The organism is Paenisporosarcina sp. (genome assembly GCF_057785155.1).
Genome location: NZ_JBYNRN010000047.1, coordinates 111,457 through 125,697, shown reverse-complemented (window position 1 = coordinate 125,697; position 14,241 = coordinate 111,457). Strand labels below are relative to the sequence as shown.

Below are 14,241 nucleotides of genomic sequence, written 5' to 3'. Positions count from 1 at the left end.
GCGGCTGAAGTTGTGCCCGCGGAAAGCGTCCGCCGCAATGGAAATCAACATTTATAATTGTCTACAGTCTAAAACAAAGTGAATTTTATTGCTAATTCATAACTCTAATGAATAAAAAGCGAATATCAATAGTGAAACAACTACTACATTTATTAAATAATACGTATTTCTCGAAATCTCTCGATCTAACCATGCAATTCGATCGACAATCTTATAACTAATAACCATAATCGCGATTAAAAATAACATGGCAACAAATGTGGACATATTATACACATGTAAATCGATGAATCGCACAATGATTAATGTCCCAGCCATTATCATCCCATAAGCTACTCGTTTTAACGGCATTAACATCAACCTCCTTGAATGCTACAAGTATAGCAATTCATAGAGGCTATAGAAAGATAATTTCATGTTAATCAAGTAGGGAAGACAAAATAGAAAGGGGTTCTGAAAATGATACAATTTGTTGGGTTAGATGAACGATTCCTTCCGCGAATGGCAGAAATTTTATCGCTTCGTCAAACAGCAGAGAGATCCAAATATCCATTTTTACCAGAAAAATTTGAGAATCCAGATGAAACAGAGCATATTTTACGTTCGGAAATGAAAAAACCATTTGTGAATGGACTGGTGGCGCTTCGCAATAGCAAGGTTATTGGCTATTTACTTTATGAGTTTAAAGAAAATGCACAAAAAGGTCGGCATATATTAATCAGCTATCCGTCAATTGCAATTGACGTGACAGAACATCCAAGACTGGTTCGACTTATGTATGCAGAGGCAGGTTCAGAGTGGATCAAACATGGTTATTTTCAGCATATAATCTTCGCTCCATTAGGTAATGAACGTCAGTTAAATGAATGGCTAGAACAAGGATTCCGTTTCGATCAAAAATATGCAGTTCTAGATATGAATCAATATGAAGCGAAAAACAAAGATCAAGTAAATATTCAAGTACGTAAGAGCGTAGAAAATGATGAAGAATTACTTAAAAAAATGTCTAGATGGAATAGTATTCATCAAGCAGCTGCCCCTTCCTGGAATCCAATCACGAAAGAAACACTGGAAGACGTAAAAAGCGGATATGCTTCACTTGCGAGTGATGCGGAAGCAATTGTTTTTTTAGGAGAAGAAAGAGGAATTCCTGCAGGTTTTCACGTGTACTATGAAGTTGAAGCGAGTGATACTATGTACACACCAGAGAGATGCGTGGAATTACCTGCAGCTTCTACCAACCCCGAGTTGCGCGGAAGAGGGATTGGCAAAGCATTAACTGATTTTAGTGTAAATGAGCTGAAAGAAATGGGATATCGCTATTGTCTAGCTGATTGGCATACACCAAATCATCTTTCTTCTTATTTCTGGCCAAAGATGGGGTATCAGCCATTTATGGTGAGGATGCTTCTTACAGTAGATAACCGAATTGCTTGGGCCCATGGCAAATAGAATTCGAATTATTGGACCAGTGGGAAGCGGGAAAACCACTCTTACACGTAAACTCTCAGAAGTAAAGGGCATTCCTATGTTCACTTTGGATGATATGGTATGGTCCAGAGGTCCAAATGGAGATACAAAGAATTCAACCGAATACCGTGATGCATTGTTAAACGAGGTAATTCAAAAGGAATCTTGGATCATTGACGGCACTCATTTAGGCTGGGCTGATGTATCATTTGAAAAAGCTAATCTGATTATTTTTTTGAATCCATCTGTATCAGTTCGAATTTATCGATTTTCCAAACGATTTTATAGACAAAAAAGAGGCATTGATCCTATAAGTTATACGCCAACATGGACAATTTATGGCAGAATGTTCAAATGGACATATCAATATGAAACGATTTACAAACATCAAGTTCGAACGATTATGTCAGAAGTACAAGCAGAGTCAATCGAAATACAAGATAGCAAAGAGTTAGGAGTTTTTTAATGGAGAAACAACCATTTGTGGCATCTTGGAGTGGTGGGAAAGATTCCGCGATGGCATATTATAGAGCAATCCAATCAGGCATGACGCCAAAAAAATTATTAACTATGTTTCAAGAGGATGAAACCATTTCAAAATCTCATGCATTGCCTTTTGAAGTTGTCCAAGCACAAGCTGATCGAGTGGGTATTCCGTTAATGATACGTGGAGCGGGATGGACCGATTATGAAGTGAAATTTATTGAAGCCATGAATGAATGTCGTACAGATGGAATTACACACGGGGTTTTTGGTGATATCGACTTGGTTGGACATCTAGAATGGGTTCAAAAAACATGTGCTAAATCAGAAATTATTCCTATCCATCCATTATGGCAAGAGCCACGCCGATCCATTTTGGAAGAAATGTTAAAAGTGGGATTTGAAGCAGTAATTGTCGTCATTAATACGCAGATGATGCCTTCATCATATATAGGTAGAACGTTTACTGTTGAGTTAATGAACGAGTTGGAAGCGCTTGGTATTGACTCCTGTGGAGAAAATGGGGAATTCCATACAATCGTGATTAATGGACCTATCTTTTCTTCTCGTGTGCCAGTAACATTTGGAGATGTTCGCGAAAACGAAGATTATGTTTTTTTAGATGTTTCCCTTAGTAAATGAGGATAGACACCTTTTGACGAGGAAATGAAAACGGCCATCCCTAAAAAGGTTGGCCTTTTCGTTTTAGTGTAAATTAACGACTGATTACGAAGGAGGGATATTTTTGACATCCAAAAAGTATTTGTCTAGCCTATTTATTTTTTCTGTATTTTTCTCAATTGTAACAGGCTGCACCAATAGTTTTTCAGACAGTGGGGCTAGTAAATCTTCAGCGGATTGGGCAATTTCGTTTGTCGTTTGGAAAGGGTACATTTATCAAATAAGTGATGAATATATCGATGACATAAGTGAAGAAATAGGCGAAGTAACAAAGTATTCGGATATGGAGGGAACCTACTCTGGAAATTTTTCTAATGAGTACCCAATTGGTACAAAATTTTACGCTATAAAAGGAATAAGTACGGAAGAAGCAATAGCCATTGCGGAAGATAGTAAATATAGAAAAGCAATTAGGAAAGGAAAATACGGAGAAAAGTGATTTTTCTTTTTGGGTGCATCCCGTTATGAATCAAAAAAACAGGCATCCAATCATACAGTTAATTGGATGCCCATTTTGGTTTTATTTTATCCTCATAGAAAGTTATAGATACTCGACTAATTCTTTCTCTAAAAATGGAGTGGCACCTAAAAAATCTCTAAATGCTTTGTATTTTTTCTGTTCATCTTCACTTGGTTTATTGCCTGTGAAATAAGCACGAATTAAGATGTTTTTTGGTGTATGTTCCATATCAATAAATTCGAGTAATTGTGCTTCGTAGCCTACCAATTTTAATAGTTCTGCTCGGATTGAATCAGTTGCAAGAGCGGCAAAACGTTCTTTTATTAATCCGTGCTGAAGCATAATATCGAGTGTCGGACTGGAAAGCTGTGAGTTTAACTCATGCTGACAACAAGGGACACTTAAAATTACTTTTGCTCCCCATTTTACAGCTCGAGCAAGTGCCATATCTGTAGCGATGTCACAAGCATGAAGTGTTACAACCATATCTACAGCTGTTTCTTCGTTATAATCATTAATATCCCCAACTAAAAACTCCAGATGATCATAATTCAAATCGTTAGCGATTTGTTGACACTCTTCAATGACTTCTTTTTTTAAATCAAGTCCTGTAACGCGAATATCTAACCCTTTTTCTATTCGTAGGTAATGATAAAGAGCAAATGTTAAATAAGATTTACCTGAACCGAAATCTAAAATTCGTACAGGTCGATCTTTCGGTAAATATTCAAGTGCATCATCAATAAATTCGACGAAACGATTGATTTGACGAAATTTATCATGTTTCTGTTTTTTGACTTTGCCATCAGGGGTTTGTACACCTAACCTGACAAGGAATGGGTAAGCTGTATCTTCACTTAATAAGTAGTTCTTTTTACGGTTATGAGAAAGGTTTACTACCTTTTTTGTTTGAACCTGATCCGATTTCCATAACACTTTAAACTTTTTAGAAAGCTGTATATGAATTTTTTGTTCCTCAAATTCAGCTTGAACTTGGCGAAATTGTTGAAGTAGCTCTTCAAGCTTTGGTGCTAAGTTTGAAATCTCTATATTTTCATGTTTGAGTACTCGCTCATATTGATATTCTAATTGAATATGATAAATACCTTTTAATTCAACCGGTTTCATTTTCACACGTTTTACTTCGTCACTCTTTGAACGAGGTTGACTAACCGTTGCTGCTATTAACGTTTTATTTTCAATAAGCTTCAGAAGCTGTTGAAACATATCAATATATTCCATAAATTCGCCTTCTTTTCGAATGTCTTTTGTGTAAGTTTAACACATTAATTAGGCAACCTTTTGATAGTTGGGTGTGCATTCGCATGCTGGAAGAAAAAGGGGTAACCCACCTTAACACAATTAAGTTGGTGTGTTGCTTATCTCATTCCAAACTCTTGAAATATTTGTGGTTGAGTGATCAATGGTGAGCATGTACACATCTGGATTGCTAAGTGATTTCCATTCGTAAAAACCAAAAGAATCATCAAAATGTTTTAATATTAAGCTCATCAAATTACCGTGTGTAACTAGGATAGATTGATTTGGCACTTGCATAATGACTTCTACTCCACGAGCAGTTGCTTCGCGACTCGATTCACCACCAGGAAGTCTTAAATCCAAATCAGAAAAGGTTTGTTCAAGCTGAGTCATCCAATCTGGTAGATCTATATCGCTTAAAATTCGTTCGGCTAATCGTGAATCCGTTTGAATTTCAAGTTGCTTACATAAAGCAGTTGGCGTTATCGATTGTTTTGCTCGAAGATAAGGACTCGAAATGATATGTTCTACTTCTTTATTTTCAAAAAATGAAACCAAATCTTGTGCTTGTTGGAATCCGGTTGAAGTTAACGCGGCATTTGGTGCTTGACCAGTGGCGGAACAATGTCTAACTAGGTAAATCGTTTTCATTACAATCACTCCTTGTTATTCAAGTTTATTATAGAAAATGATCTATGTAAAAAGGGGTGTCCTTAAAAAGCCACTGTTATGACTTTTGGGACACCCCTTCAAACTGTAATTAAAGATCTTGGTTTTTTACACGTGTTTTTTAAAGGTAAGGAAAAGTTTCAGCGTTATAATTAAGAGAATTTTTTCATTAAGTCTGCCATTTCGATCGCAGCAGTTGCAGACTCCCAGCCTTTATTCCCAGCCTTCGTTCCAGCACGTTCGATCGCTTGTTCAATCGTGTCGGTTGTTAGGACACCGAAGATGACTGGAATATCGTGCTGATACCCAGCATTTGCAACACCTTTAGCGGCTTCGTTACACACGTAGTCAAAGTGAGGAGTAGATCCTCTAATCACTGTTCCAAGAGTAATGACCGCATCATATTTCTTAGAAGCTGCCATTTTCTTTGCAACGAGTGGGATTTCAAACGCACCCGGCACCCAAGCAATTGTTACATTTGCATCGTCTACGCCATGTCTTTTCAGTGCATCTTCTGCGCCGCCTAATAATTTACTTGTGATAAATTCGTTGAATCGACCTACGACAATGCCGATTTTTAAATCTGAACCAATTAAATATCCTTCTAAATGTGTAGTCATGAGTTGAACCCCTTTATAAACTTAGGAAGTGTCCTAGTTTTGATTTTTTAGTTTTCATATACTCTTCATTATCTAAATGAGGTGGGATTTCTATTGCCACACGCTCAGTTACTTCTAATCCATAGCCATCAATTCCAGAGATTTTCCTCGGGTTATTCGTTAAAAGCTTCATTTTACGGATGCCTAAATCCCTCAAAATTTGAGCGCCAATTCCATATTCACGTAAATCATCTGCAAAACCTAGTTTTTGATTGGCTTCAACAGTATCTAAGCCTTGATCTTGAAAAGCGTATGCTTTTAATTTATTTATTAAACCAATCCCTCGGCCTTCTTGACGCATATAAATTAGCACACCTGATCCCGCAGCCTCAATCTGTTTCAAAGATGAATGCAGTTGTGAACCACAATCACATCTTCTAGAAGAAAATACATCTCCAGTCAAACATTCTGAATGAACCCGAGTAAGGACGGGTGTTTCTTCCGAAATGTTTCCTTTAATGAGAGCGATGTGGTCTTTGCCGGTTAAGGTTTCAGTGTAACCAACTACTTTAAAGTCCCCATATTCAGTCGGTAAGTTTATTTCTACTTCGCGTGTAATCAATTTTTCGTGTTTCCGTTTATACGCGATTAAATCGGCAATGGTTAAGATTCCGATATTTAAACGTTTAGCTATGAGCATCAAATCATCGAGACGTGCCATTGAGCCATCGTCATTCATGATTTCACAAATGACGCCTGCTGGTGAAGATCCTGCTAATAAAGCTAAATCTACTGCTGCTTCAGTATGACCAGCTCTTTTAAGTACACCACCATCTTTTGCGATTAGCGGGAATACATGTCCAGGTCTTTTAAAATCCGTAGCTGTCGAGTCACGATTTATCATCTGAAGGATGGTATGAGAACGTTCGAATGCACTAATACCAGTCGTTGTATCTTTGTGATCGACACTAATCGTGAATGCTGTCCCATAGGGATCTGTATTTTGATCTGTCATTAAACCAAATTGAAGTTGACGAGCCAGTTTTTCAGCTAATGGAACGCAAATGAGTCCTCTGCCTTCTGAAGCCATTAAATTAATTACTTCAGGTGTAGCGAACTCTGCTAACGCAACAAAGTCTCCTTCATTTTCTCGATCTTCGTCATCAACTACGATGATGGCTAGTCCTTTTGATAAGGCTTCTACTGCTTCTTCAACTGTATAAAACATGTGGATCCTCCTTTAAAAACCGTGTTCTTGAAGCCATTCCTTCGACATATTTGTTGATGATGTCTGTAGTCGCTCTGAATATTTGGCAAGCATGTCACATTCAATATTCACTTTTTCTCCAATTCCTTTTTGACCAAGCAATGAATCACTTTGTGTCGTTGGAATTAATGAAATTGTGATCGATGTTCGATCGACATGGAATACGGTTAATGACGTCCCGTCAATTGAAACAGAACCTTTGACCATCATATATTTCATGAGGCTAGGATTTAATTCGATTTTCTTGGAAATAGCATTCGTTTCTTTTTTAATCGAACGGATAACACCGATCCCATCAACGTGACCACTGACGAAATGACCACCGAACCGACCTTTCGCAGCCATCGCTCTTTCTAAATTGACTTTAGAATTCATTTTTAATAAAGATAGTGTAGTTGAGTTAAAAGTTTCTGGGATTACATCGACTACGAAAAGCTCATTTGTAAAAGAAGAGACTGTTAGACAGACGCCATTTACAGAGATGCTGTCTCCTCTTTTTACATCATCTAAGACATTTTTTGCACGAATGGTTATTTCAAGCGCACGAGGCTTACGTTGAATGGAAGTTATGACACCAATCTCTTCAATAATTCCGGTGAACAAATGAAGTAACCTCCTTCTAGATTGCATATTTAATTATAAAGTGATGATTAAAAGGTATTTGGATTTTCCACCAAGGGGCGATTGGGTGGTAAGGAAAGAGATTTCAGAAGTTTGTGCATATCTAATAAACTCGTGCACCTTTTTTAGGGTACACGAAAAAGCGTGATTTATGTGACACTAATCCACATGAATGAAGCAAAGATAAAAAAACGTCGAATTAAGAAAATATTCTTAGTCAATTTATTTTATGAAATTCCGTGATTTTAAAACTAAACCTCCTTTTTAGTCATAACAAATAAACGTTTCAGAATTCCTCTCCCATCCAGACTATACTGTCGGTGTTGGATTTTCACCAACTCCACCGCTACTTTTACAAGTATCGGGTCACGGACTTACAGACTATGCTCTGCTCACCGCCGGTAAGGAATTTCACCTTGCCCCGAGGAATTCTGTTCGTTTAATTGTTCCTTACATAATAGCATGAATATCAAATTCCAACCTTTTTATAGTGTGTTTTCTTTTTGTCCAAGAATTCATATTAATCTGAATTTTGTTATAATAGATTTGGGATTGAATTTTTTTACAGGGGGGCATCATGATGTTAATTCAGAAAAGTGTTGGAGAGGTTTTGAAAGATATGGCTAAACGCTTTCCAAATACAGATGCATATGTTTATCGGGAGCATCAGATCCGAAAATCGTATAAAGAATTCGATGAAGAAACAGATCGTTTAGCTAAAGCGTTTATAGGGATCGGAATTGAAAAAGGGGAACATGTCGCCATTTGGTCAGATAACAAGCGAGAGTGGTTGTTAAGTCAATTTGCTACTGGGAAAATGGGTGCCGTGTTAGTAACGGTGAATACAAATTATCAAGAGAAAGAATTAGAATATTTACTGGAACAGTCAGACGCCACGACGCTCATTCTAGGTGAAGAATTTAAAGGAACTTCCTATATAGATATTATTCATGCAGTTTGCCCGCAATTAAAAACTGCAGAAAAAGGAAACGTTCGATCGGAAAGACTCCCACGCTTTAAGAGAGTTATCGTAATGAGCGAAAATCAGTTTCCAGGGATTTTCACTTGGAGTGAATTTGAATCGTTTGCTGAAAAGGTGTCTGATCAAGAATTAGAAAATCGCTTACATGAGTTGCACCATGACGATGTCATCAATATGCAGTACACATCAGGGACAACTGGTTTTCCTAAAGGGGTCATGTTGACCCACATGAATATTGTTAATAATGCACAAATTATTGGAGACTTCATGAAACTAACGCAAGAAGATCGAGTATGTATTCCAGTGCCTTTTTTCCATTGTTTTGGTTGTGTACTGGGAACACTTGCTGCAGTCACCCATGGTTCGACAATGGTGTTAGTAGAACAATTCGAGCCGAAACGCGTTCTTCAAGCTGTTCAAGATGAAAAATGTACGGCACTTCACGGAGTACCTACGATGTTCATTGCCGAATTAAATCATCCAGATTATAGTCAATTTGATACATCAAGTTTACGCACAGGAATAATGGCTGGATCTCCTTGCCCGATTGAAGTGATGAAAAAAGTAATTGAGGATATGGGTGCTAATGAAATAACGATTTGTTATGGACTTACTGAAGCTTCCCCAGTCATCACACAAACTAAAGCGGATGATGAAATTGAAAAGCGTGTTTCAACAGTTGGAAAACCGCATCCTCATGTTGAGGTGAAAGTAATCGATCCTGCGACAGGTGAAGAAGTTGGTCAAGGTATTCCTGGTGAACTTTGTACACGTGGGTATTTAATTATGAAGGGTTATTATAAAAATGACGAAGCAACTCAAGCTGCTATCGACAATGAAGGATGGTTACATACTGGAGACATAGCGATTATGGATTCCGATGGATATATCGAAATTACCGGACGTATTAAAGATATGGTGATTCGTGGAGGAGAAAATGTATATCCTCGTGAAATCGAAGAGTTTTTATATCAACATCCACAAATACAAGATGTTCAAGTGGTTGGCGTACCTGATCCAAAGTATGGAGAAGAACTAATGGCATGGATCATTCCTAAAGATAATACAGAATTAAATGTAGATGAACTTCGTGATTATTGTAAAGGTAAGATTTCACATCATAAGATTCCGAAATATATTGAAATTACGGATACCTATCCAATGACAGCGTCAGGCAAAATTCAAAAATATCTTTTACGTGAAATGTCTAAAGAAAAAGTATCGCATCCATAATTCGACATATTTCCCGGGAAATAAAATCATCTGTAAAACGTTGGTAATACTGTGTTTTGTGGAGATGTTTTTCTTGGATTACCCTCGTCCTTCTTCCGTATGCATGTTATGATGAATTTGAGGAACCATAACAAAATACAAAGGAGGAACAAGTATGAGTGATTATGGGTATCAATTAATTGCTATTATTATTTACATGGCAGCCATGCTTTTCATTGGTTATTATTCTTTCAGACGAACATCCAATTTAACGGATTACATGTTAGGAGGACGTTCATTAGGACCTTCTGTAACAGCGCTTAGTGCTGGTGCATCTGACATGTCAGGTTGGTTATTAATGGGTCTACCAGGTGCTATTTATGCTTCCGGATTAGTCGAAGCATGGATTGCTGTTGGATTAACTATTGGGGCTTATCTTAACTGGCTATTAGTAGCTCCACGTTTACGTGTTTATTCACAAGTCACGAACGATTCTATTACCATTCCAAGTTTCTTGGAGAATCGATTAAAAGATTCATCTCGATCATTGCGTATAGTATCTGGGATTATCATCTTACTATTCTTCACATTCTACGTATCGTCAGGAATGGTTGCAGGTGGACTTTTCTTTGAAAGTTCATTCGGACTTGATTACCATACGGGATTATTAATCGTATCAGCTGTTGTTATCGCTTACACATTATTCGGAGGGTTTTTAGCAGTAAGTTATACTGACTTTGTTCAGGGAGTCATCATGTTCTTGGCGTTAATTTTAGTGCCAGTTGTCGGTCTGTTCATCGTTGGTGGACTCGATGGTGCCACTGAAAGTATTCGTGAAGTGGATCCATCACGTTTAAGTATGCTTGAAGGTGCATCAGTATTAGGTGTATTATCAGCTGTTGCATGGGGACTTGGCTATTTCGGTCAACCTCATATTATTGTTCGTTTTATGGCTATATCTTCTGTTAAAGAAACGAAACATGCTCGCCGTATTGGTATCGGCTGGATGGTTTTAAGTCTATTTGGAGCATTAGCGACTGCCTTAATTGGTATTGCTTATTTCCAACAAAATCCTGGAAAAGAATTAGGGGATCCTGAAACGGTATTCATCACTTTAGGACAATTCCTATTCCATCCGTTCATTGCAGGGATTATGTTAGCGGCTGTATTGGCAGCTATAATGAGTACGATATCTTCACAATTAATCGTTACATCATCTGCATTGATTGAAGATATTTATAAAGTTGTAATTAAAAAAGGGTCAACAGATAAACAATATGTAACGCTTGGGCGAATTGCGGTATTGGCGATTTCCTTAATTGCGATGTTCATTGCATGGGAGAAAAACGCAACAATTTTAGAATTAGTTGCATATGCATGGGCTGGCTTCGGTGGAGCATTTGGTCCGATTATCTTACTTTCATTGTTCTGGAGAAAGCTAACTTCTTGGGGAGCTTTATCAGGGATGATTGTTGGAGCCATTACTGTTGTTATTTGGGGAAATAATGAAGAACTCAAAGGCTTAATGTATGAAATCGTTCCAGGGTTTATTCTATGTTTAATCGTTGCCGTAGTGGTGAGTTTAGTTACTTACCGACGCAATGAAGAAATTGAAAAAGAATTCGAAGAAACGATGGTTCTACTTAAGAGAGACAGCTAAAGATGGAAGACTGATTTAATGTGTTTCGCACATTAAATCAGTCTTTTTTTATTCCCTATTGACCGATTGGTCAGTGGGGCATATAGTATAGGAAATGAATGGTAATAGTAAACTATTTTTAGGGGGGATTTTGTGTGAATGTTATTGAAATTACTCAATTGTCAAAGAGTTATGGGAAAGCAAGAGGGATAGAAGATGTCAGTTTTGAAGTGCATGAAGGTGAGATATTTGGTTTTATAGGACCGAATGGAGCTGGGAAAAGCACGGCCATACGAACGTTATTGAACTTTTTATACCCGAGTAGTGGTTCCGCAAAAATTCTCGGTATGGATATTGTGAAAGACGCTAAAAAAATTAGACAAAGCATTGGTTACTTACCTTCCGAAGTTCACTATTATGACGATATGAAAGTGGAGGAATTATTTCGATTTTCAGCAGGCTTTTATAAAGATGATGCATTGAAGAATGCTATCAAGTTAGCAGAAAGATTTCAGCTTGATACAAGTCGGAAAATTGAAGATTTATCTTTTGGAAATAAGAAAAAAGTTGGAATCATTCAAGCGTTAATGCATCAACCAAAACTATTAATACTCGATGAGCCTACGACGGGATTAGATCCGCTCATGCAATCTATTTTTTTCGATGTATTAAAAGAGTTACAGCAGGTAGGAACGACCATTTTCTTTTCTTCACATTATTTAAGTGAGGTGCAAAAATTGTGTAATCGTGTGGCGATTATTAAAGAAGGTCGAGTCATTAAAATTGAGAATATGGATGATATGCACGCCAATCATTTCAAAAAAGTTCATCTCCATTTTAAGAATAAAGATGAAAACAAGATTCGAGTTGAAGGCGTTTTACAAGAACACATCACCGATACGACGTATGAATTTATTTTCAATGGGAATACAAAAGCCTTGTTGGAGCAACTTCGGACAGTTCCTTTTGACGATGTGACCATAGCTGAACCAACATTAGAAGAGGTTTTCATGCATTATTACGAGAGCAAGGAAGGTGAACAAAATGGTCTTTAAACGAGAATGGAGAAGAGCGCAAAAAGCACTGTGGATATGGGTATTAGCAATAGGTGGAATGTCTTTTCTAATTATGAGCATTTACCCACAATTCGCGGAAAATAAAGATCAGTTACAAGATTTATTAAAACTTTATCCTGAGGCTATGCTGAAAGCATTTAATATTGATCAACTTGGATTTGAAACTGCCCTTGGATTTTATGCAATTGAAGGCTATTTATTTGTTACGTTATTTGGTAGTATATATGCCGCGTTGTTAGCGGGAGGAATTTTAGTAAAGGAAGAAAGTGATCGGACAATCGAGTTTTTATTAGCCAAACCTATTTCTCGTATTCAAGTCGTTTTACAAAAAGCTGCTGGAGTTCTTGCTGTTCTACTTGTATTTAATGTAATGATTACAATCATTAATTATGTCGGGTTTCGTGTAGCAGGGGATGATCAAGTTGATACACAAACATTTTTAATGATTTCTCTCGCTCCTTTCATGTTACATGTAACCTTTGCGGCTATTGCATTTGGCGTATCTGCGTTTTTCCGTAAACAGCGATTGGTTACGTCCATTGCTTTAGGTATTGTATTAGGAAGTTATTTCTTAAGTATAGTGGCAAGTATTTCAGATAAACTTTCAGGATTAAAGTGGATGACACCATTTGAATATGTAACTTCTGCTTATATTATCGAACATGCAGCTATAAACCCGGTTTACATTCTTATTATGTTGACCGTCATTATAATTTCAGTAGCAGTCGCCATAATGAAATATCACAAAAAGGATTTAATTGTGTAATGAATATAGAGATTGATGATAAGCAACTAAAAATTTTCCATGCCGCAAAGCAACATTTCGTGGACCATGGATTCCATCAGACTTCTACCCAACAAATTGCAGCTGCTGCAGGTGTTTCAAAAGGTTTACTGTTTCACCATTATCAATCCAAGAAAAAATTGTATTTGTTACTTATAGAGAGTTCCATTCATTTATTAGCTACCGAAGTAGAAAATGAATGGACTTCAAGTGAAGATGATTTTTTTGTTCAATTAAAGCGATTCATTCAAACAAAAATAAAAGCTGCTATAAAATATCCATTGGAATATCAATTGTTAATACAAGCATTTAGTAACGCACCAAAATCATTAAACGACGAAATCCATCAACTAATTATGAAAAAATCTCAAGAAATGAAACCTTTAAGTGATCAGGCTATATATGGATTACTTAAAACTTATCGTTTACGAGATGGCATCGACAATTCATTGGTGGAGGATGTCATACGGACAGTACTAGACAGTTTTGCTCAACGTCTAATTTCACAATATGCTGGAAAATATAACGAATTAATTCTCAACAAAGAATCCGTTTTACTAGAGCTGGATGCTATTATTGATTTACTAAAACATGGCGTTAGTCGGGCGTAGAGAGAGGAAGAGGGTGCAAGATTTGCTCTTTTAAGTGTCGAGCTTGCTCTTTCGTAAAGGAATCTTGCGCTTTCAGCGACAGAACTTTCACTCGAAATCGAATTCTATGCACGAAAGCCCAGGAGTTTCCAACAGAAAAGGCTGTTTAGCTTTTCGCTTCGCTTTTCAGTGTGGAGGTTGGAGTGGGTTTGACACATATCTTAAGAGTTGTCACTATTTTAACGGGTATGGTACGATAGTTTTACTTTAAGGAACGGAGGTTTTCCAAATGATTGACTATAAATTCCGATGGAACACTTTGCGATGAAACTGAATAATGCAAAGAACTGCTGAGCAGTTTAATCGGGATAGGTCTGTCCATTTTGAAAACCAAACATAATTTTCAAAGAAAGAGAGCGACTCATCTGCTCTCTTTTTCTATACTTAT

The 14,241-nt window shown here is 37.1% G+C and carries 15 protein-coding genes and 1 riboswitch; of the genes, 9 read left to right on the top strand and 6 right to left on the bottom strand.

Translation table 11 applies throughout. The annotated features are described in order from the left end of the window. Positions 1–96: 96 nt before the first annotated feature. Entirely contained in the window at positions 97–351 is a 255-nt protein-coding gene (locus tag AC3EA5_RS16895) for a hypothetical protein (RefSeq protein ID WP_488609373.1), read from the bottom strand. 108 nt (positions 352–459) lie between these two features. Between AC3EA5_RS16895 and AC3EA5_RS16890 the strand changes: the two genes are divergently transcribed. The 4 genes from AC3EA5_RS16890 (at position 460) to AC3EA5_RS16875 (ending at position 3,073) form a co-directional block, all read left to right on the top strand. Beyond that, positions 460–1,452: a GNAT family N-acetyltransferase gene (locus AC3EA5_RS16890; RefSeq protein WP_488609372.1), complete on the top strand. Its 993-nt coding sequence runs from the start codon at positions 460–462 to the stop codon at positions 1,450–1,452. After that, the gene (locus AC3EA5_RS16885; RefSeq protein WP_488609371.1) at positions 1,430–1,936 is read left to right on the top strand and encodes an AAA family ATPase; all 507 of its coding nucleotides are present in this window, start codon (positions 1,430–1,432) and stop codon (positions 1,934–1,936) included. Before AC3EA5_RS16890 ends, AC3EA5_RS16885 begins: the two co-directional genes overlap by 23 nt. Next, positions 1,936–2,595, top strand: a complete 660-nt coding sequence (locus tag AC3EA5_RS16880; RefSeq protein WP_488609370.1) for a Dph6-related ATP pyrophosphatase — start codon at positions 1,936–1,938, stop codon at positions 2,593–2,595. The genes AC3EA5_RS16885 and AC3EA5_RS16880 overlap by 1 nt, the downstream gene beginning before the upstream one ends. A 103-nt stretch (positions 2,596–2,698) precedes the next feature. Continuing rightward, entirely contained in the window at positions 2,699–3,073 is a 375-nt protein-coding gene (locus AC3EA5_RS16875; RefSeq protein ID WP_488609369.1) for a hypothetical protein, read from the top strand. A gap of 102 nt (positions 3,074–3,175) precedes the next feature. Here the strand turns inward: AC3EA5_RS16875 and AC3EA5_RS16870 are convergent, their stop codons facing one another. From AC3EA5_RS16870 to ribE, 5 genes are all read right to left on the bottom strand, one after another. After that, the gene (locus AC3EA5_RS16870) at positions 3,176–4,336 is read right to left on the bottom strand and encodes a class I SAM-dependent methyltransferase (RefSeq protein WP_488609368.1); all 1,161 of its coding nucleotides are present in this window, start codon (positions 4,334–4,336) and stop codon (positions 3,176–3,178) included. A gap of 120 nt (positions 4,337–4,456) precedes the next feature. Further along, positions 4,457–5,005, bottom strand: a complete 549-nt coding sequence (locus AC3EA5_RS16865; protein WP_488609367.1) for a histidine phosphatase family protein — start codon at positions 5,003–5,005, stop codon at positions 4,457–4,459. 170 nt (positions 5,006–5,175) lie between these two features. Next, positions 5,176–5,643, bottom strand: a complete 468-nt coding sequence (gene ribH / locus AC3EA5_RS16860) for a 6,7-dimethyl-8-ribityllumazine synthase (protein ID WP_394188199.1) — start codon at positions 5,641–5,643, stop codon at positions 5,176–5,178. Between the two features lie 13 nt (positions 5,644–5,656). Then, positions 5,657–6,850 (bottom strand): bifunctional 3,4-dihydroxy-2-butanone-4-phosphate synthase/GTP cyclohydrolase II, encoded by a 1,194-nt coding sequence (locus tag AC3EA5_RS16855; RefSeq protein ID WP_488609366.1) that lies wholly within the window; start codon positions 6,848–6,850, stop codon positions 5,657–5,659. Between the two features lie 12 nt (positions 6,851–6,862). Further along, a complete protein-coding gene (gene ribE / locus AC3EA5_RS16850; protein WP_488609365.1) occupies positions 6,863–7,492 on the bottom strand; it encodes a riboflavin synthase in 630 nt (209 codons plus the stop codon). Positions 7,493–7,798: 306 nt separating this feature from the next. Then, a riboswitch (FMN riboswitch) is annotated at positions 7,799–7,943 on the bottom strand. Between the two features lie 144 nt (positions 7,944–8,087). Here ribE and AC3EA5_RS16845 point away from each other — a divergent pair. The 5 genes from AC3EA5_RS16845 (at position 8,088) to AC3EA5_RS16825 (ending at position 13,814) form a co-directional block, all read left to right on the top strand. Continuing rightward, entirely contained in the window at positions 8,088–9,725 is a 1,638-nt protein-coding gene (locus AC3EA5_RS16845) for an AMP-binding protein (protein ID WP_488609364.1), read from the top strand. 154 nt (positions 9,726–9,879) lie between these two features. Beyond that, positions 9,880–11,364 carry a sodium/proline symporter PutP gene (gene putP / locus AC3EA5_RS16840; RefSeq protein WP_488609363.1) on the top strand — a complete coding sequence of 495 codons (1,485 nt, stop codon included), beginning with the start codon at positions 9,880–9,882 and terminating at the stop codon, positions 11,362–11,364. A 134-nt stretch (positions 11,365–11,498) separates the two neighbouring features. Continuing rightward, positions 11,499–12,398, top strand: coding sequence for an ABC transporter ATP-binding protein (locus AC3EA5_RS16835; RefSeq protein WP_488609362.1), 900 nt, complete (start codon positions 11,499–11,501; stop codon positions 12,396–12,398). Continuing rightward, positions 12,388–13,185 carry a DUF2705 family protein gene (locus tag AC3EA5_RS16830; protein ID WP_488609361.1) on the top strand — a complete coding sequence of 266 codons (798 nt, stop codon included), beginning with the start codon at positions 12,388–12,390 and terminating at the stop codon, positions 13,183–13,185. The genes AC3EA5_RS16835 and AC3EA5_RS16830 overlap by 11 nt, the downstream gene beginning before the upstream one ends. Next, the gene (locus AC3EA5_RS16825) at positions 13,185–13,814 is read left to right on the top strand and encodes a TetR/AcrR family transcriptional regulator (protein ID WP_488609360.1); all 630 of its coding nucleotides are present in this window, start codon (positions 13,185–13,187) and stop codon (positions 13,812–13,814) included. Before AC3EA5_RS16830 ends, AC3EA5_RS16825 begins: the two co-directional genes overlap by 1 nt. The last annotated feature ends 427 nt before the right edge of the window (positions 13,815–14,241 follow it).

Coding starts and splice junctions, on each gene's coding strand:
- AC3EA5_RS16895 (WP_488609373.1), bottom strand. CDS start 351: ATGCCGTTAAAACGAGTAGCTTATGGGATGATAATGGCTGGGACATTA.
- AC3EA5_RS16890 (WP_488609372.1), top strand. CDS start 460: ATGATACAATTTGTTGGGTTAGATGAACGATTCCTTCCGCGAATGGCA.
- AC3EA5_RS16880 (WP_488609370.1), top strand. CDS start 1,936: ATGGAGAAACAACCATTTGTGGCATCTTGGAGTGGTGGGAAAGATTCC.
- AC3EA5_RS16870 (WP_488609368.1), bottom strand. CDS start 4,336: ATGGAATATATTGATATGTTTCAACAGCTTCTGAAGCTTATTGAAAAT.
- AC3EA5_RS16865 (WP_488609367.1), bottom strand. CDS start 5,005: ATGAAAACGATTTACCTAGTTAGACATTGTTCCGCCACTGGTCAAGCA.
- ribH (WP_394188199.1), bottom strand. CDS start 5,643: ATGACTACACATTTAGAAGGATATTTAATTGGTTCAGATTTAAAAATC.
- AC3EA5_RS16855 (WP_488609366.1), bottom strand. CDS start 6,850: ATGTTTTATACAGTTGAAGAAGCAGTAGAAGCCTTATCAAAAGGACTA.
- AC3EA5_RS16845 (WP_488609364.1), top strand. CDS start 8,088: ATGATGTTAATTCAGAAAAGTGTTGGAGAGGTTTTGAAAGATATGGCT.
- putP (WP_488609363.1), top strand. CDS start 9,880: ATGAGTGATTATGGGTATCAATTAATTGCTATTATTATTTACATGGCA.
- AC3EA5_RS16830 (WP_488609361.1), top strand. CDS start 12,388: ATGGTCTTTAAACGAGAATGGAGAAGAGCGCAAAAAGCACTGTGGATA.
- AC3EA5_RS16825 (WP_488609360.1), top strand. CDS start 13,185: ATGAATATAGAGATTGATGATAAGCAACTAAAAATTTTCCATGCCGCA.